Here is a 19,036-nt window from a genome sequence, read left to right as displayed (position 1 = left end):
TCAAGTTTTACACCAATTGCTAACGACACTTTATTTGTCTGTATACATTAATTTTAAGAAACAAAGTGGTTACTATTTAGTATCAGAGGTTGTTGTTATATTTTTTCTGCATTTTGTATATTTCTTCTTTTATTTTTTCTCTCATCCATTTTGGTTCTATTAATTCAGCATCCTTTCCCCAACTAAGTATCCAGTATAATATTTCTTTGTAACCGCTTACTTTAACAGTGTATAATATTTCACCGTTTTCTAATTCTTGTATAATTTGTGAAGGATGTCTTGCTGTATCTTTTATTAATTGTGCGACTTCTTTGCTAAATTTAATTTTTATAGTATATCTTCTAGTGGAATATTGTGTTTCCCAAATTGAATTTATTTTTTCTTCTAAATCTTTTGGAGGTTTAAATTTGTCGTTTAGATATATAACTTTTTTGATTCTTGATAATCTGAAAAGACCTTCAAAGTTTTTTTTCGATTCAAGTGCAAATAGATACCAATGATTTTTTGAAAATAAAAATAAATAGGGTGATAATTCGTATTCTTCTTCTCCTTTTTTTGGATGATTGTATCTTATTTTTATTTTTCTTTGTTCTAAAATGGCACGTTCTATGGAATTTACTATCCATAATTTTATGTTTTCGTGTCTTTGTTTTAGAAATCTATATAACGTAGATCTTTTTTTATTTAATTCTTTCATCTGTGGTTCTAAAGAATTAATAAATTTTATTTTAACTTCGTTTATTGTATCTGTGAATAAATCATATAAATATTTTTCTGAAAGATTCATCATCAAAAGTAGTATTTTTTTTTCTTCTAAGTTTAAATTTAAACCTTTGAGATGTAATTGATTGTTTTCTAATATTCTTACTGTGCCATCTATTTCTCTTTCTAAACTTATACCTAAGTTTTCTATTTCGTGTAAGTCTCTTTGGATAGTTCTGATGCTTACATTGAATTTTTCAGAGAGTTCTTTGGTTGTTACTTCTTTTTGGTTTAGAATGTATATTATTATTTTTAATATTCGAAGATATTTTTTACGCATTTATTCCCCACCTTTTCCAAATATATCGAATTTTTTGATTGGCTGTTGTTGCAGCATCAATTATAGTAACTCCCATTCCTTTTGCATGAGAATAACCAGTTCCAAGATAGTGTAATATTAGGTAAGATTTAGGGGTATGTGTTTTTATTTTCATTTTTCCAACAAAACCAATCAGTTTAAAGGAGGAGTATTTCATTACGTGAGATTTTCCTTCAATATATGTAATTTTAGGATAGTCTATATCGTTTATTCCATATTTTTTTAGAAAATTTATAATGTGTAAAGGATCTGGGATGGGGATATTTATATTATTTGGTCCCCTAAAAGTTACAGGTGAAACAAAATTTATGGTAATTTCATTTTGAATATCTTTATTTTGGTATGTTTCCGTTATAACTTCATCGATGTAGATGGGATATTTATCGAGAAATAATTCTGTGCTATTTAATGTAAGGGCTTTTACAAATGAAAGTATCAAATCATCTTGTATAGAAGCAATGCGAAAAAAGAAATACTTGTTTTTGGAAAATTTTGTAATAGATTTATCATAACCATATTCATAGACTGGTGAGAGTGAAAATGGTTTATTTTTTTGGGAATGTAATTTTTCTGTATTTATTTGGGTATTTTTTAGTATTTTGAAAAATAATCCGTGTAATTTTTCAGACGAGTTTTCTATAATAAAGTCATTTTTTACTTTGAAAAAGACGTATGTTTCTATCATATTTCTTCCTCCTATATTAAAGTATCTTTCATGAATAATATACCATAAAATTATTAGTTCCCCTGGAAGATCAATTATTTGTTTGAAGAAGTACTTGAAAAGTTTGGTGTTTAAACTTTCATTTATTTATAATATTTTTAGGGAAATGGCATTGATAAAACATGTGTATATTTAACTAATATTATGTAATTTTGTAATTCATATACCAAATAATGGAAATAATTATTTAAAATATCAAAATTGTGTCGCTGTACAACTTGAAATCTATTAAAAAAATCTTTGAAGCTATTGACTTAACGAACTTTTTAAGTTATCATATATGTGACCCCTACTCGGTTGAGGGTGATGCCCCTACTTGGTAGCGGGAATAAGTTGTGGAGGTGTAAGATATGAACAAAGAGGAGATCATTAAGGAATTTCAAATCCATGAAGGAGATACTGGTAGCGCAGAGGTTCAGGTAGCATTATTAACTGCAAGGATCAAACATTTAACTGAACATTTGAAGAAACATCCCAAAGATTATCATTCAAGAAGAGGACTTATGAAGTTAGTTGGAAGAAGAAGAAAGATATTAAAATATTTAAGAAATAAGAATCCGGAAGCATACAAAGAGGTAATTCACAAATTAGGTTTGAGAAAATAATAGTTAAAGATGGGGAGGTTTAAAACCTCCCCATACTTTTACTGGGAGGGGATTTAGTTGAATGTAAGTAATTTTGATTACTTTTTGCCTGAAGAATTAATAGCCCAATCACCTGTAGAACCTAGAGATTCATCAAGACTTATGGTTTTAAATAGAAGGACAAGAGAAATTGAGCATAAGATATTTAGAGATATTATTGAATATTTAAAAGAAGGGGATTTACTTGTAAGAAATGTTACAAAAGTAATTCCAGCAAGACTTTATGGAAAAAAGGCTACCGGTGCAAAAATAGAAATCTTGTTACTTGAAAAAATTTCAGAAGGTGTTTGGGAAGCACTGGTTAAACCGGGAAGTAAAGTAAAAAAAGGAACAAAAATATATTTTGATGATGATCGATATTGCATATGTAAAGATTGGGCACAAGAGGGTGCAAGGATATTAGAGTTCAATTTTTCAGATGATGATTTATTCAGATTAGGAATGGCACCTTTACCTCCATATATAAAAAATCAAATTCCATTTGAGAGATATCAGACAATATACTCAAGAGAAAAAGGTTCCGTAGCTGCACCAACTGCTGGACTTCATTTTACCGATGAACTTTTAGAAAAGATAAAAGAAAACGGAGTAGAGTTTGCGGATTTAGTTTTACATGTTGGGTTGGGAACTTTTAGACCTGTTAAAGTTGAGGATGTTAGAGAGCATAAGATGCATTCTGAAAGGTATTACGTACCAAAGGAAACCGTGAAAAAGATTAACGATACCAGAAAAAACGGCGGAAGAATTATTGCAGTTGGAACAACTAGTGTTAGGACCCTAGAAACTATTGCAAGGTTGGATAAAAAAGAAAGTTATCATGGTAAAACCGATATTTTCATATATCCGCCATTTGAATTTAAATTAACAGATGCTATAATTACAAATTTTCATTTACCAAAGTCTACTTTACTTATGCTTGTTTCCGCATTTGCAGGTAGAGAGTTCATTTTAGATGCGTATAATATTGCTGTAAAAATGAAATATAGATTTTTTTCGTTGGGTGATGCATGTTTTATTTACTAAAATGTTACCTTAGAGAAAGATTAGCAAAGCGAATTGTAACTTTTGAAAAATAAAACATAATAATTTCGCAATATTGATATGATATAATCAAAATGTTAATAAATTTTTCTGGAGGTGCCAGAATTGAAAGTAAAATATGAACTTGATAAATTTATAGAATACATAGAAAAACAAAATATATCTGAAAGTACGAAAAGAAATTATATGACAATGGTCGAATCTTTTCTGGAATTTGTTGAGGGGAATGTAAATACAGATTCTGTAAAGAAGTGGTTAAAGAAAATAAAGGAAAGTTATAAACCGACGGCTTGGAGACAGTATTTTGTGCCATTGAGATCTTTTTTGCAAAGATTTTACCCGCTTGTTTATTCCGAAGTAGTTGAAGATTTGAAAGTGCCTTATAAGAAAGCAGAATATGAGATGATAAATTATTTGGATTTTTGGAAATTGTATAAAGAAGCAGAGAAGATGGCAAAAAAAGGTAATGAAAAGTATGTTTTGCTAGTTGGACTTGCAGGTTTACTAGGGTTAAAATCCGGTGAGATTGTAAAATTAAAGGGTACGGATATTAAAGGAAATGAGATTTATTTGGAAAATGGGAATTTTGTTGTTGAGATTGTCCCACCTATTGATAAATGGTTAAAAAAGTATGAGGGAAAGGATGAATATTTGATTTCAACATCGGAAGGTTTACCTGTTAAACCCTCTTATCTTGCTTTAATGTTAAGAGGTCTTCAGAAAAAGGTAGATTTAAGATTGAAAAAACCTCTTTCTGTGGAAATACTTAGAAACGTTGCAGTTGCAAGGCAAGTAATAGCACAACCTTCCTTGCCATATGTTATGGATTTATTTAAATATAGTTCTACTAAAACAATTGAGGATATAGCACGCTACATATCAGAAAGTGGTGATCTAAGAACTATCCTTTCTATTGAGGTGGTGGATAACTTAAATCCTGTTTTGGAATTTTTTAATAAATTATCCATTCCCGTAAGAAAAGTTGGGAGTGCCTATATAGTTTCCAGAACAGCTTATATTAAAAGAGGAGAAAAATTTTCAAGATTAAATACATTGTTTTTAGTTAGAAATCTTGATAAGTGGCAAGAATTTATAGAAAACTTAGGTTATGAGGTAAAAAGGAGAAATAAGGAGAACTTTTTCATATTTTTGGTTGGAAAATTAAGGGTTGCATTTTTGGAATTAGACGAAATATAAACCTCTCTGTTGGCCAGAGAGTTTTTTTATTGGTATATTTTTTTTACAAAAGGGCTTGTAAATGCACGTAGTGCTGCTCCATATGATAATTTGAATTTTAATATATCTCCAATTTTATAATTCACTTCAGATTCGGTGTAATCTATTATTGTGTGATCACTTGAGGCGTGCAAAACTTCAAGTCTTTTGTCGAAAGGTTTTAATCCATTTGGATCTATATCTTGTTCTCCTATTGCAAGAATAATTCTTTTTCGCCATCCCTTGTCTTCAAATTCTGGAATTCTTCCCATTGAATCTCTTCCTATTTTCCCTACTGGTACAGATGGTTTGTAATCAACTTCAATTACTTCTGCTTCTAATATGACCGTGTTTTGAGATAAATAGGGGATATCTCTATGACCGGTTGCATCTGTTCCAAGTAAGATACCTTCTCCAATTCTAAATTGATTGATTTTTTCGGGAAGTTCTCCACTTTCAATTAATTTTAGTGTTACAGTACTTCCGCCGGAAATTTTTAAATTAGTGTTTAATTTATCATCTAAATATTTTTTAATTCCAACAAGTGTGTTTAAATTATCTTTTGTTGGGAGTATACCACCAAAACATCCTACATTTGTTCCAATGCCACTTAATTTTGCCATTTTAAGCTTTTTGGCTATATTTTCAATTGTTTTACATGCATTTTCAAACCATACACCTTCTCTTAAATCTCCCACATCTATCATGTATATCAATTCAATATTTTTATCATATTTTTGTGCTATTTCATCAATTTTTAATGCAGTTGTTTCATCGGAAATTAATATTTCATCAACCAAAAGGACTGCTTTATCAAGTTCTGAAAGCATAGGTATTCTAAGAAGTTGAAATGGACCTGAAATTTTGTTTTTGATCATTTTTTCAATATTATCAAGTCTTGATTCACCAATTTTTTGGATTCCCACATCTTTAAGTGTTTTAGCAATTTTTGGATCACCCAATACCAATTTCGTAACAGCGACAAGTTCTATATTGTGTTTGTTTAACATGTCTAATACTTTTTTTGCATTTTCTTCTATTTTTTTTAAACTAATAACTAACCTGGGAAATTTCACAACTTTCCCCCCTTGTGGTTGCTATACCTATTTTAATCTAAAACTTAAGTTTTGTAAATAAAAAAGTCCACGACTTTGTCGTGGACCTTATTCTCCTGCAATATCGAGTTCACTAATTAAGATACTGGGGGTTATTACACCACCAAAATCTTTAGAATCGTTTCCCACACTTTCAATTTTATTTAGTAAATCTATGAAGTTACCAGATATAGTGATTTGTTCAACTGCATGTACAATTTCTCCGTTTTCAACTTTGTATCCTCTTGCACCTAATGAGAAATTTCCGGACACGGGATTTGCACCTGAATGCATACCATCAATGCTGATTATTATAATGCCGTTATCTAGTTTGTTTACAAGTTCATTAAATGAATAATTACCACTTTCTATTACCAAATTTATTGGTTCAATTGATCCATTTAAACTATTTCCAGTAGATTCAACGTTATCCTTTTTTGCAGTTTTTAAATCGTATAGGTAGCTTTTTAAAACACCATTTTCAATTATAACTGTTTCTTTTGTTGGAACACCTTCATCATCAAATGGTCTGTTATTTATACTTCCTTCAACATATGGCAGATCTTTAATGTTTAAAATAGTGTTTCCAATCTTTTCATTTATTTTTCCCTTTAGTGGAGATATATTTTTTTGGACATTTTCGGCGGAAATCATACTCTTTAAAAGTCCTAAAAGCTCTTCAAATGCGGTATTTCTGATTATTACTCTATATTTGCCAGATTTTACAGGTTTTGCCCCTAAAAGGCTTAAAGCTTCTTTACAAGCTTTTTTACCAATTTGTTCTGGAGATAAATCTTCAAATCTTTTGCCTATTTCAAACCAAAATCCAGAATGTGTGTTATCATCTTTTGATATTGATATAGCATATGAAAATCCACCATCCATTGTGGATGAAATATCTAATCCAAGAGTATTTGAAATTGACTTTGAAATTTTTAAATTTTGAAATACGGCATTTGGTACTGTTACAATTCTTTCATCACATTTTGCGCTGTTGTAAAGTTTTTTTACAAAGTCAAGTTTTTCCTTAACAGGAGTTTTTTCGAAATTTCCATCATAAGTTTTCATTTCAAGGTATTTTCCTTTTCCATCGTAAAAGAAATTTTCATCTTCTGTATCTGTTATTTTCCAATTAGAAAGTGCTTCGTTGAATAAAGCTTCTGGATCGTCAAATCTTTCGGAAAAGCTCTTTCCTATCTTTCCATCTTTTAGTATTTTTATAGTTACTCTAGAATTTGATGCATCTTTATACTGATCAATATCATCGTTTGCATATGAAACCATAAATTCCATTTTTTCAGAAAATTCTACTTGTGCTTCGAAACCATTTTTCTTTGCAAGCGCAAAAAGTTTATCTTTAAATTCTTTTAAATTCATTTATTTCGCCCCCCGACAAGTATTTCTGAAACTCTGATTGTAGGTTGTCCCACATCTGCGGGTACAGCGCCGGATATTGAACCACAAACCCCTTGACCTCTTGCTATGTCGTTACCTACCATATCTATTTTTTGTATAATTTCATAGCCTTTTCCAATAAGGGTTGCACCTTTCACAGGTTTTGTAATTTTTCCATTTTCTATCAAATAGGCCTCCATTACAGCAAAGTTAAACTCACCTGTACCAGGCATTACAGAGCCTCCTCCCATTGTTTTCGCATAAAGTCCATACTCGGTAGCAGCTATAATCTCTTCGGGATAGTATTTTCCAGGGAGTATAAATGTGTTGCTCATTCTTGAAGTAGGTGCAAATGTATAGTCTTGTCTTCTAGCACTACCGGTACTTTCCATATTCATTCTTCTTGCTCCAAGTTTATCTATTAGATATCCAACAAGTATACCTTTATCGATTAAAAGATTTCTTCTTGTTGGTGTTCCCTCATCATCCACATTTGCAGAACCCCATCCATTTGGAATTGTTGCATCATCAACTGCAGATACACATTCTGCCGCAACTTTTTGTCCTAACTTTCCAGCAAATACTGAAGCACCTTTTGCTACAGAAGTTGCTTCAAGTGCATGTCCTACCGCTTCGTGGAAGATAACTCCACCGAATTCATTTGAGATAACTACAGGCATTTTCCCAGCTGGTGCAGGTTCGGCATCTACCATTCTAACGGCTATTCTTGCCGCTCTTTTTGCGGCTTCTTCTACATCGATAGTATTAAAAAATTCAAATCCCATACCAGCCCCTGGTCCATAAAATCCACGCTCCATATTTCCATTATGTTCTGCGACGGTGTTTATCATTAACCTTGTTTTGACCCTTCTATCTTCTGCCCAGGTACCTTCTGAATTTGCAACTAAAATTTCTTGATCATACTCCCAGTACCAAACAAGTACTTGCTTTATTAAATTCGAGAAATTTTTGGCTGCATGGTATGCCGTTTTCATTATTTTAGCCTTTTCTGTTTTATCAATTTCCATTGGATAAAAATGTATTAGATGTCTGTTTTTTATTTTTTTGTCATCAAAGTCCAACTTTAAGTTGGAAACTTTTGTTTCGGAAAGTGCCTCTCCAACTCTTTTGGCTACAGATAGAAGATTGTCCCTTTCAAAGATGTTTGTGTATGCGTATATAGCTTTATTTCCCAAAAACCCCCGTATACCTATTCCCGAAATGTTATTTGTATTTGCTTTTTGAATAAAACCATCTGCAAGTTCTATTCTGTTTTCGTATTTGTTTTCAATAAATACTTCTGCAAAGTCACCACCGTATTTTAAAACTGTGCCTATAATGTCTTTTATCAGATCTTTACTTAACACTATTTCACCCCTTCTTTTCAATTAATTTTAGTAATGCTTTTGCAGCAAGGATAGTACCTTTCTTTTCATATCCTTTTATCCCAAGCATCGTCCTTATTTCACCTACTTTCACCTCCGTTTCAAATAGTTTTTTAAAGAATTTCTCAGCTATCTTTTCATGTTTTTCTCGCATCTGAATTGCACCAAATGGATTTGAAAAATAAGAAGTGGTGATTCCAATTTCAGCGGTTGTGCCTTTTGCCATCCTTTTCCCTTCAGAAAAGACTTTTAGTGCTTCTTCATACGAGTCAAAAAATTTTATTCTTTCCTCGTTATTTTTAACTTCTGTGTAGTTGTTAGCATAAAACAAGAAATCGATTTTTGTTGGTGTAACTATTTCTTTGTAATTGTTAAAAGGAACAATGACTCTTGCATTTATTTTATCTGGATTCATAAATATACTTCTGTCCATAGTGTGGTATGCATAACCTGGTGGAAGGTCATCAAGTCTTACAAATGCTCCTGTTTCAGTTCCATATGCCACGACTTTGTTGTTTTCTATACTTAGACTTCCCATATCATCGATGATAATATTTACATCTGCTACTTCATCTAACCTATTTAGTGCTTCTAAAGTTTCACTCTTTCCTGCTCCACTGTCTCCTAAGAACATTGCAACAGCACTTTTCCCGGATTTTAGAGTGATTTTTGCCATGGAACCATGTATTGGAAGTTTTCCATTGTCTATCATAATGAGGTTGTGAACAGTAAGTGTTGTTTTTTTCATATATCCAAAATAATCGTTTTCATCTAAATTTGGGATAACTCCAACGTATAGATTTTTTTCTTTGAAGACTACAGCATTTTTCCATTCGTCTGTGTAATCTGGTATTTTGTCTGGTGAAATTCCAAAAATAATTATGCCATCGGGTTTTCTGTTTTTGATATCTTTTGGGGAGGCAATTTCAAATAGATTTGCCAATCCTGCACCGTGAGCAAGAAAATCTTTGTGAACAAAGTTAAAAAATAGTAGTTTTCCTACAAATATCGGTATTCTAAACCATTCATTGGAAGATAACTCAATTTTATCTATTATATTTTTTTCAACTACGGGTATAATTCCCTTTCTTTTGTTGGATTTCGTGTAGAATATTGCAGGTGGGTCAAAAATTGCTCCCCAAATTGTGGGAATTTTCTCCATCCAGTTCAAATTGAAGTTTTCACATTTGACATAGTCGTATAAAAACATTGCTTGAGCTCCACTTGGAAGTTGTCTCATAACTTTGGGAAATTCATTGGTTATATTGGATAATAATTGCCGGTATAAATTTTTAATAACAGCCTTAAATTGATCAGCGACCATTGTCATAGTATATTCTACGCTTGCCCTTCTGTTGTAATCATTTACATATTTTTCATTACGAATCATAAATCTGTGTTTTGAGCGCCAGAAAGTATAAAACGCTTCTATAAATTTTTCCAATTGTACGGGATTAGTGTAACTTAAAATATGGGATAATTCTTTTAAATTTCTCATAGTAAGAAGATTAAAGTATTCAGCTATTCTTTTTGTATCATACTCATCTCCAAATTTAAAAGGGGAAAGGGCTTGTAGTAGTGGACTATTTTTTTCGACGAGAATTTCAATGAATTCTTTTAAAAGTGCCTCGAATTTTTTATGTCCCATAATTTGACTGTAATTGGTGTAAATAACAGAACCATCGATAATGATTGAGCGGCTCATTCTAACACCTCCGAAAGTAATTTGTAAAGTCTTTCTTCATCTTTGAGATAAAGAAAGCCAATTAATACTTCAAAACCTGTGCTTTTACGATATGCGGGATCATTACCGTATTTTCCAGCACCTTTGCTATTAATCCCTCTTTTTACATAGGAAAATTCTTCGTCACTTAGGTGGGGAAGGATTTTGTCAAGGAGTATTGATTGATAATTTCTGTTTACTACAGATTGTGTATTTTTGTGTAGTTTTTTTACAGAGGTTTTTTTAAAATAGTGTAATTTAACATACAAATTAAACACTGCATCACCAATATACGCAAGTGTGTCTGTAGAAAGTTCGTTTGTGTTTACATTAGGTTTAATTCTTGAAAAGATATCCAAGTTTTCTCCCCCTTACTACTATTCTAACACAGAATTTTAGTATGGTATAATACTTGAGATGCAAAAAGTGCAATCAAAAGTTAAGAAGGTGGTGTTTGTAATGAGAAAATTTATGTATATTATGGAGATCGTATTTTTTGTTTTGTTTTTTTGGTTGTTGAAAAATAATATTTTATTAAAATGGATTTTTATATTTGGAATTAGTTTGTTTTTATCACTTTTCTTCGGAAGATTCTATTGTGGCTTTATATGCCCAATTAACACAATATTTAAGCCTATAAACTTTATTTATAAGAAATTGAATATAAAAAGATTCAAAGCGCCTAAGATCAATATATTAAGGTATGTTATGCTTGTTGCTTTTATTATGTTGTTTGTTGGAACAAGGCTTTTAAAAGTAAAATTAAACGTTTTGTTGTACGTTATTGGATTTGCCACGCTTATTACCTTGTTTTTTGAAGAAGAATTTTGGCACAAAAAGTTGTGCCCGTACGGTACTTTACTAACTGTAGGTGGAAAGGTAGCACCTTTAAAATTAACAATAGATGAGAAAAAATGTGTAAGTTGTGGAATGTGTCAAAAGGTTTGTCCTACAAATAAAAATTAAGCATATTGACTAAATGTTTAAAATATGATAAATTATACTTGGTTAGGGGCCGTAGCTCAATTGGGAGAGCGCTACCATGGCACGGTAGAGGCAGTGGGTTCGAATCCCATCGGCTCCACCAGAAGGGAGGCTAGATGCCTCCCTTCCTTTTTTTTGTTATGTAAAAGTGAGAAATACAAAGAAATATGCACTTATTTAAAAATAATATTTGTTAGTTTCTTATATTTGTCCAAAATAGAGCTTAACATTTTCGATATTTTTGGTAAACTAAAATTAGCAGTCAACGCTTAAGAGTGACAATAAAATTTTGAAAGGGGGTAAGGATATGAAAGTTAAACCACTTGGTTCAAGACTTTTGATAAAGCCAATTCAAGAGGAGAAAAGAACAGAAGGAGGAATTGTACTTCCTGACACAGCTAAGGAAAAACCCATGAAAGCAGAGGTTGTTGCTGTGGGTAATTTGGAAGATTCGGATGTTGATATTGTAGTTGGTGATAAGGTAATCTTTTCTAAGTATTCCGGAACAGAAATAAAGATTGAGGACGAAGAGTACATTATCATCGATGTTGAAGATATTTTAGCAAAAATAGAAGACTAATGAGGAGGTGACACGAATGGCAAAAATGTTAAGATTTAGTGAAGAAGCAAGAAGAGCTCTTGAAAGAGGTGTTGATGCTGTTGCAGATGCAGTAAAAATTACATTAGGTCCAAAAGGAAGAAACGTAGTTATTGAAAAATCTTGGGGAAGTCCAACTATTACAAATGACGGTGTTTCAATTGCAAAAGAAATAGAACTTGAGGATAAATTTGAAAATCTTGGTGCACAACTTGTTAAAGAGGTTGCAAGTAAAACAAACGATGTAGCAGGTGACGGTACAACAACAGCTACTGTATTGGCTCAAGCGATGATTAAAGAGGGAATTAAAAATGTAACAGCTGGTGCAAATCCAATTCTTGTGAAAAAGGGTATTGATAAAGCGGTTACAGCAGCGGTTGAAGAAATTAAAAAGATTTCAAAGAGCTTGTCTAGTTCTAATGATATAGCACATGTTGCATCCATTAGTGCAAATAGTGAAGAAATTGGAAAATTGATTGCAGAGGCAATGGAAAAAGTAGGAGAAGATGGAGTAATTACAGTTGAAGATAGCAAATCAATTGAAACATTTGTTGAGTTTACAGAAGGTATGCAATTTGATAGAGGTTACGTTTCTCCATATTTTGTTACAGACCCTGAGAAGATGGAAGTTGTTTACAATGAACCATTTATTCTCATTACGGACAGGAAACTTTCCAATATCAAGCCATTGATTCCAATCCTTGAAAAGGTTGCTCAAACTGGTAAACCATTAGTAATTATTGCTGAAGATGTTGAAGGAGAAGCATTAACAACATTGGTCTTAAACAAACTTAAAGGCACATTGAATACCGTAGCTGTAAAAGCACCTGGATTTGGTGACAGAAGGAAGGCAATGCTTCAAGATATTGCAATTCTTACCGGTGGTATTGTTGCAAGTGAAGAAGTTGGAATTAACCTTGAAGATCTCACATTAAATGATCTTGGTAAGGCAGATGTAGTAAGGGTTAAAAAAGATGAAACTATAATAGTTGGTGGACATGGTGATCAAGAAGAAATTAAAAAGAGAATTGCTCAAATAAAGGCACAAATTGAACAAACAACTTCAGAATATGAAAAGGAAACATTACAAGAAAGAATGGCAAAGCTCGCTGGTGGAGTAGCAGTGATTAAAGTAGGAGCTGCAACAGAAACAGAATTAAAAGAAAAGAAACACAGAATCGAAGATGCATTAAGCGCAACAAGAGCTGCTGTTGAAGAAGGTATAGTTCCTGGTGGAGGAATTACCTTATTAAGAGCAAGAAAATCAGTTGAAAAAGTAGTAGACGAACTTGATGGAGACGAAAAGATTGGTGCAAAAATAGTATATGAAGCATTAGTTGCTCCTATTAAACAGATTGCAAAGAATGCAGGTTACGATGGTGCAATCATCATTCACAAAGTTCTTGAAAATGATGATCCAGCATATGGATTTGACGCATTACATGGCGAATACTGTGATATGTTTGAACGCGGAATTATAGATCCTGCAAAAGTTACAAGAAGTGCATTGCAAAACGCAGCATCTATAGCAGGTATGCTCTTGACAACAGAAGTATTGGTAGTTGAAAAACCAGAACCAAAAAATAACCCACCAGTACCAGAAATGCCAGAATATTAATAAGAATTTTGAAAATTAAGAAATTATTGATTTTTCAAATAAAATGGCTTCGGTATTTTGCCGAAGCCATTTTTTTATTTCTTCAAATAAAAGGTGAAAATAAAGATGTTTAAAAAATTTTTCAACAATTACTTGGAGACTTTTATTTGTACTGAACTTCGAGATGTTATTGTAAAAGGAATAAAAAAAGTTAGATGTGAAGTTGTTTTAATTAATAGCCTTTTTTAATACGTATGAAAGGTTCTAAATTCATAACTGACAAATTGTATGATGTTATATGAATTGATTCAAAATATTTACTAAGGACAAAATTTGTTTTTTTAACTACAGCTGTTAATTTTTCGTCATAACTTTGAATTAAGGATTTACTCACAGTTTTATTTGTTATAAGTGTTAATACTAAAAAACTTCCTAGAACTAATGTTGTTATTAATATAAGAATTTTTCCGGTTAGTTTCATGCGGATTCCCTCCTTGCTTTAAGTTTTATGGAATGTAAAAAATTTTTAAATAATTTAGGTGTTTTTGATGTTTCTTTATTTTTGTTGACCTAAAAAAATTAATATGTTATACTTTAATTAGGAAAGACTAATTAAGGAGGTATATACTTATGAAAAAAATATTAGAGGTTAAAAATTTACACGTATCTGTTAGAGATGAAGATGTAAAGATATTAAATGGTGTAAATCTTGAGATTTCTACTGGAGAGTTACACGCTATAATGGGGCCAAACGGTTCGGGAAAGTCTACACTTGCAAATGTTATTATGGGAAATCCAAAATATAAAGTAGATCAAGGAGATATACTCTTTGATGGTGAAAGTATTAAAGATCTTACAACAGATGAACGTGCTAAAAAGGGTATTTTTATGACTTTTCAAAACCCATATGAAATTGATGGGGTAAAATTTAACAATTTTCTTTTAACAGCTTATAGAAAAATTCACGGTGATAGCGAGTCATACAAAGTTTTAAATGAAAGAATACAATCTATTTTAAGCGAGCTTGTGGTATCTGATAATTTTTTAAATAGGTTTTTGAATGTGGGATTTTCTGGTGGTGAAAAGAAAAAGGGAGAGATTTTACAGGCAAGATTTTTAAAACCAAGGCTTTTAATCTTAGATGAAATTGATTCTGGACTTGATGTGGATGCATTAAGGATAGTTGCTTCTCAAATAAATAAAATTAGAAAAATGGGGACAAGTGTATTAATCATTACACATTACAAGAGAATTTTAAATTATTTAGATGTAGATAGGGTGCACGTATACACAAATGGACAGATAGTGAGAAGTGGAAACTTTTCTTTGGCAGACGAGATTGAGAAAAAAGGTTATACAACAATAGTGGGGTGAAATTATGTTTGATATGAAGAGTAATGAAGAAAAGTTTAACTATATTGCCGAGATTGAACCAGAATATGTAAGTTTACCCGGATTAACTTCTGAGATAATTGAGGAAATTTCAGATATTAAGGAAGAACCAAAATGGATGAGAGAACATAGATTAAGGTCGTTGGAGATTTTTCAAAAATGGCATAATCCTAGGTTTGGCGTGGATATTTCAGGACTTGATTTGAATAAGATAATTCCTTATATAAAACCTAAAGCTTCTAAAAATACAACTTGGGATGAAGTTCCAGAAGAAATTAAAAAGGCATTTGATAAGTTGGGTATTCCAGAAGCCGAAAGAAAATATTTTGCTGGTGTGGGAGCCCAATTTGATTCTGAAATAGTGTATCAGAATATAAAGAAAGAGTTGGAAGGTTTGGGTATTATTTTTCTCGATATGGAAAGTGCTGTAAAAAAGTATCCTGATCTTGTAAAAGAATATTTTATGAAACTAGTCCCGGCACATGATCATAAATTTGCGGCATTGCACGGTGCTATTTGGAGTGGTGGAACATTTTTGTATGTTCCAAAAGGAGTAAAAGTACCTATGCCTCTTCAGGCATATTTTCTCATGAGTAATCCAGGGATGAGCCAGCTTGAGCATACAATAATTGTTGCAGATGAAGGTTCTGAAGTTACTTTTATAGAAGGTTGTTCTGCACCAAGATATAACGTAATTAATTTGCATACGGGTATGGTGGAAATTTATGTAAAAAAACATGCAAAGGTTAAGTATATGACAATACAAAATTGGAGTAAAAATACTTATAACTTAAATACAAAACGCTCAATTGTAGAAGAAGATGGAGTTATGTCTTGGGTTTCTGGATCTTTAGGTAGTATGAAGACAATGCTATATCCTATGACTATTTTAAAAGGAAAAGGTGCAAAAGCAGAAAGTTTAGGTATTACCTATGCAGGCCCAGGGCAACACATGGATACTGGTTCGAAAGTAGTTCACCTTGCACCGTATACAAGCTCTACCATTGATGCAAGAAGTATTAGCGTAGGTGGTGGCTGGGCGTTTTATAGAGGTCTTTTAAGGGTTGCAAAAGATGCAAGGAAGAGTAAGTCACACGTACAATGTACAGCTCTGATGCTTGATAATAATTCAAAGAGTGATACAGTTCCGATTATTGAGGTTTACAACAATGATGCGGATATAGGGCATGAAGCAAGGATAGGTAGAATAAAAGATGAACAAATTTTTTATCTAATGTCTAGGGGATTAAGTGAAACAGAGGCAAAGAGCATGATAGTCAAGGGATTTATTGAACCTATTGTAAGTAGTTTGCCATTTGAGTATGCAGTCGAGTTAAATAGGTTAATAGAAATGGAAATAGAATCATCTATAGGGTGAGGTGTTATATATGGAAAAAACATTAGAATTAATTTTAAAAGATGAAATTACCGTTGTATCAAAACCAGAGGAATTTTTCAACGAAGATTATAAAAGTATATCCTCAGTGTTGAAAAATATTGACAATAAATATTTAAGAAAGTATATAGAGAATAAATACAGAGAATACAAGGAAATTGGTTTTCCAAAGTGGAGAAGATTAAAACTTAATAGTATAAATTTACCAGAGTACAAGTACGTAGATTATTTTAAAGATGTGAATTTTGATATAAATATAGATGATTTTGAAGGGACACATAGAAAATTTGTGCTTCTTTCAGATGTGTTTTCCTCAAAAGGAGATTATTTAACGGTAAATGACAAACTTGAATTGAAAAAGGAATATAATAATGAAATTACAAACGATGTTTATAATATAGATGGAAAATTTAGCCTTGTTAGAATAATTAATACGGATAAATTTTCTAACAACACGGCAAGGTTTATTGTAAATGATGGAGCAAGTCTTACTTTGTACAATATACATGTTACTCAAAAATTGTCTTTTAGTGTGGATAACATGTTTATTTGGACGGGAAATAATTCAAGTGTGGTTGTTAGGGACATATATATTGGTTCAGGAAAAGTTGCTGGGTATTTAGGAATAAAGATGAATGGTGAAAAGGCAAATGTAGAAGTAAAACCTTACTTTTTGGGTAAAAATAATGCAATATTTGATTTGTTGTATCTTTTAAGATTTGTTGGTATGGAGAATAAAGGTTCTGTAAATGCTGAAGGAGCTTTAATGGATAATGCAAAAGTTGTCTTTCGTGGTATACTTGATTTGAAAAAAGGTGCCAAAAATAGTGAAGCAGAAGAATCTGAAAAGTGTATCCTTCTTTCAAAGAATTCAAAAATGGAGGCAATTCCAAGCTTGTTAGTAGACGAAAATGAAGTTACGGCTTCACATGCTGCAAGTTCTTCGCCGCTAGATGAAATGGCTGTTTTTTATTTAATGAGTAGGGGATTTAGCGAGAAAGAGGCGAAAAAGTATATTTTAAATGGTATCTTTGAAACACTTATAAATGAGTTATCTAATTTCAGTGTGGAGGGGCTGGTAAAAGATGCTCTCGAGGAGTATACGGGATGATTTTCCTGCTTTGGATAGAAAAATAAATGGAAATAAACTAATTTACTTTGATAGTGCTGCAAGCACTTTGAAACCAAAACTTGTTATTGAAAGGTTATCAAATTTTTATTTAAACAATTATGCAAATGTTCATAGAGCGGTACATACTTTAGCATCTGAGTCAACTCAGATGCTAGAGTATACGAGAGAAAAGCTTGCAAAGTTTCTTAACGCAAGAGAAGAGGAAATAATATTTACTTCTGGAACTACAATGTCTATAAATCTTGTTGTAGAAAGTTTTGTAAGATCAGGTATGTTAAGTAGTAGTGATAGTGTGTTGGTTACTCTGGTCGAACATCATGCAAATTTTGTGCCTTGGATTAGACTTTCAAAATTACACAACTTTCATGTAGATGTGGTCGCTCCAACGGGAAGATTTGGCGAGTTAAAGATTGAAGATTTTAATGTAAAAAAAGAACCAAAAATAATTGCTGTAACTTTCCAATCAAATGTCACAGGACAGGTTATAGATATAGAAAAAATTAGGGAAAAATTTCCAAATGCAATATTGTTGGTAGATGGTGCTCAGTACATTCCTCACAAAAAAATAGATGTTAAAAAGTTAGGTATAGATTTTTTGGCCTTTTCAGCCCATAAAATGTTGGGACCAAGTGGTGTTGGGGTTTTGTGGGGAAAAAAGGGATTTTTAGAAAAGATGGAACCATTTTTATACGGTGGTGAAATGATTGATAAAGTGGGATTAGATAATGTAACGTTTAATGTGCTTCCATACAAATTTGAAGCGGGAACTCCAAATATTGGGGGAATTGCTGGATTATTATTTGCTTTGGAGTATTTAGAAGGTGTTGGTTTTGAGAATTTAGAAGAGCACATAAAAAAATTAACGCAATATGCAATTGAAAAGTTAAGTAAGATAAAAGATGTAGAATTATACGGACCATTAAATGAAAATCAGTTGGGAATTGTAAGCTTTAATATTAACGGTGTACATCCGCATGATGTTGCACATTTGTTGGATGAAAAATTTGGTATAGCAGTTAGAAGCGGCCACCATTGTGCACAACCACTTATGAAAATATTAAAGACTCAAAGTTGTTTAGATGTATTTCCAAATAGTACTTGTAGGGCAAGCTTTTATGCATACAACACTCTAGAAGAAATTGATATATTGGCGATGGCAATCAATAAGATAAAGGAGTGGTTTGATGTATTCTGAACTTATTATGGATTATTCTAAATTAAAAAAATACAAGGGAAAGCTTAAAGATGCCGATGTTGTAGAGGAAGGAAAAAATTTATCTTGTGGTGATGAAATAACACTTTATCTAAAGTTTGAAAATGGAAAGATTGTTGATGGAAAATTTGAAGGTATAGGTTGTGCAATAAGCCAGGCATCGGCAAATATAATGCTTGAAAGTGTAATTGGAAAAGATAAAGATGAAGCATTAGATATTTTGAAAAATGTCTATGCGATGGTAAAAGGTGAAGATTTTGAAAAAGAAAAATTGGGGATTGTAAAAGAACTTGAAGATATAAGAAACTATCCTATGAGAATAAAATGCTTTTTGCTTTCTTGGAAGACATTAGAACTTGCATTAAAAAAACAAGTGTAAAATATATTGTTACATTTCTGTGATTTTCTTTTTTATACAAAAT

At 31.8% G+C, this 19,036-nt stretch carries 19 protein-coding genes and 1 tRNA gene; 12 read left to right on the top strand and 8 right to left on the bottom strand.

Annotation, left to right across the window (positions count from 1 at the left end):
- Positions 1-82: 82 nt before the first annotated feature.
- Both XJ44_RS01470 and XJ44_RS01465 read right to left on the bottom strand, forming a co-directional pair.
- Entirely contained in the window at positions 83-1,042 is a 960-nt protein-coding gene (locus tag XJ44_RS01470) for a helix-turn-helix transcriptional regulator (RefSeq protein WP_075665305.1), read from the bottom strand.
- The gene (locus XJ44_RS01465; RefSeq protein ID WP_077197829.1) at positions 1,035-1,766 is read right to left on the bottom strand and encodes a CRISPR-associated endoribonuclease Cas6; all 732 of its coding nucleotides are present in this window, start codon (positions 1,764-1,766) and stop codon (positions 1,035-1,037) included. The genes XJ44_RS01470 and XJ44_RS01465 overlap by 8 nt, the downstream gene beginning before the upstream one ends.
- Positions 1,767-2,155: 389 nt before the next feature.
- Between XJ44_RS01465 and rpsO the strand changes: the two genes are divergently transcribed.
- The 3 genes from rpsO (at position 2,156) to XJ44_RS01450 (ending at position 4,687) form a co-directional block, all read left to right on the top strand.
- Complete coding sequence (gene rpsO, locus XJ44_RS01460; protein WP_075665303.1) at positions 2,156-2,410, top strand: 30S ribosomal protein S15; 255 nt, start codon at positions 2,156-2,158, stop codon at positions 2,408-2,410.
- A gap of 57 nt (positions 2,411-2,467) precedes the next feature.
- Positions 2,468-3,472 (top strand): tRNA preQ1(34) S-adenosylmethionine ribosyltransferase-isomerase QueA, encoded by a 1,005-nt coding sequence (queA, locus tag XJ44_RS01455; RefSeq protein ID WP_075665302.1) that lies wholly within the window; start codon positions 2,468-2,470, stop codon positions 3,470-3,472.
- Positions 3,473-3,595: 123 nt separating this feature from the next.
- Positions 3,596-4,687: a site-specific integrase gene (locus XJ44_RS01450; protein ID WP_075665301.1), complete on the top strand. Its 1,092-nt coding sequence runs from the start codon at positions 3,596-3,598 to the stop codon at positions 4,685-4,687.
- A gap of 26 nt (positions 4,688-4,713) precedes the next feature.
- Here the strand turns inward: XJ44_RS01450 and XJ44_RS01445 are convergent, their stop codons facing one another.
- The 5 genes from XJ44_RS01445 to XJ44_RS01425 form a co-directional block, all read right to left on the bottom strand.
- The gene (locus XJ44_RS01445; protein ID WP_077197828.1) at positions 4,714-5,781 is read right to left on the bottom strand and encodes an alanine/ornithine racemase family PLP-dependent enzyme; all 1,068 of its coding nucleotides are present in this window, start codon (positions 5,779-5,781) and stop codon (positions 4,714-4,716) included.
- An 87-nt stretch (positions 5,782-5,868) separates the two neighbouring features.
- On the bottom strand, positions 5,869-7,176 hold the full coding sequence (locus XJ44_RS01440; protein ID WP_077197827.1) for a TldD/PmbA family protein: 1,308 nt from the start codon (positions 7,174-7,176) through the stop codon (positions 5,869-5,871).
- Positions 7,173-8,561 (bottom strand): TldD/PmbA family protein, encoded by a 1,389-nt coding sequence (locus XJ44_RS01435; protein ID WP_077197826.1) that lies wholly within the window; start codon positions 8,559-8,561, stop codon positions 7,173-7,175. Before XJ44_RS01435 ends, XJ44_RS01440 begins: the two co-directional genes overlap by 4 nt.
- 4 nt (positions 8,562-8,565) lie before the next feature.
- Entirely contained in the window at positions 8,566-10,284 is a 1,719-nt protein-coding gene (locus XJ44_RS01430) for a phosphoenolpyruvate carboxykinase (ATP) (protein WP_075665297.1), read from the bottom strand.
- Entirely contained in the window at positions 10,281-10,661 is a 381-nt protein-coding gene (locus tag XJ44_RS01425; RefSeq protein ID WP_077197825.1) for a Mini-ribonuclease 3, read from the bottom strand. Before XJ44_RS01425 ends, XJ44_RS01430 begins: the two co-directional genes overlap by 4 nt.
- A gap of 100 nt (positions 10,662-10,761) precedes the next feature.
- Between XJ44_RS01425 and XJ44_RS01420 the strand changes: the two genes are divergently transcribed.
- The 4 genes from XJ44_RS01420 (at position 10,762) to groL (ending at position 13,502) form a co-directional block, all read left to right on the top strand.
- Positions 10,762-11,268: a 4Fe-4S binding protein gene (locus XJ44_RS01420; protein ID WP_077197824.1), complete on the top strand. Its 507-nt coding sequence runs from the start codon at positions 10,762-10,764 to the stop codon at positions 11,266-11,268.
- A gap of 45 nt (positions 11,269-11,313) precedes the next feature.
- Positions 11,314-11,389, top strand: a tRNA-Ala gene (locus XJ44_RS01415).
- A gap of 204 nt (positions 11,390-11,593) precedes the next feature.
- A complete protein-coding gene (gene groES / locus XJ44_RS01410; RefSeq protein WP_075665295.1) occupies positions 11,594-11,866 on the top strand; it encodes a co-chaperone GroES in 273 nt (90 codons plus the stop codon).
- Between the two features lie 16 nt (positions 11,867-11,882).
- A complete protein-coding gene (gene groL, locus XJ44_RS01405) occupies positions 11,883-13,502 on the top strand; it encodes a chaperonin GroEL (protein WP_077197823.1) in 1,620 nt (539 codons plus the stop codon).
- 211 nt (positions 13,503-13,713) lie between these two features.
- Here the strand turns inward: groL and XJ44_RS01400 are convergent, their stop codons facing one another.
- Positions 13,714-13,962 (bottom strand): hypothetical protein, encoded by a 249-nt coding sequence (locus XJ44_RS01400; protein ID WP_077197822.1) that lies wholly within the window; start codon positions 13,960-13,962, stop codon positions 13,714-13,716.
- A gap of 149 nt (positions 13,963-14,111) precedes the next feature.
- Here XJ44_RS01400 and sufC point away from each other — a divergent pair, with 149 nt between their 5' ends.
- From sufC to sufU, 5 genes are read left to right on the top strand one after another with little or no spacing between them, the layout of a single operon-like run.
- Positions 14,112-14,855: a Fe-S cluster assembly ATPase SufC gene (gene sufC, locus XJ44_RS01395; protein ID WP_143608961.1), complete on the top strand. Its 744-nt coding sequence runs from the start codon at positions 14,112-14,114 to the stop codon at positions 14,853-14,855.
- 13 nt (positions 14,856-14,868) lie between these two features.
- Positions 14,869-16,251 (top strand): Fe-S cluster assembly protein SufB, encoded by a 1,383-nt coding sequence (gene sufB, locus XJ44_RS01390; RefSeq protein ID WP_408645792.1) that lies wholly within the window; start codon positions 14,869-14,871, stop codon positions 16,249-16,251.
- A gap of 10 nt (positions 16,252-16,261) precedes the next feature.
- Positions 16,262-17,380: a SufD family Fe-S cluster assembly protein gene (locus XJ44_RS01385; RefSeq protein ID WP_077197820.1), complete on the top strand. Its 1,119-nt coding sequence runs from the start codon at positions 16,262-16,264 to the stop codon at positions 17,378-17,380.
- The gene (locus XJ44_RS01380; RefSeq protein ID WP_075665290.1) at positions 17,355-18,596 is read left to right on the top strand and encodes a SufS family cysteine desulfurase; all 1,242 of its coding nucleotides are present in this window, start codon (positions 17,355-17,357) and stop codon (positions 18,594-18,596) included. The genes XJ44_RS01385 and XJ44_RS01380 overlap by 26 nt, the downstream gene beginning before the upstream one ends.
- Entirely contained in the window at positions 18,586-18,993 is a 408-nt protein-coding gene (gene sufU, locus XJ44_RS01375) for a Fe-S cluster assembly sulfur transfer protein SufU (protein WP_075665289.1), read from the top strand. The genes XJ44_RS01380 and sufU overlap by 11 nt, the downstream gene beginning before the upstream one ends.
- The last annotated feature ends 43 nt before the right edge of the window (positions 18,994-19,036 follow it).

This window comes from Thermosipho affectus (assembly GCF_001990485.1).
Classification (GTDB): Bacteria; Thermotogota; Thermotogae; order Thermotogales; family Fervidobacteriaceae; genus Thermosipho; species Thermosipho affectus.
The sequence above is the reverse complement of the archived record's forward strand: the minus strand, read 5'-3'. Positions and strand labels throughout refer to the sequence as shown.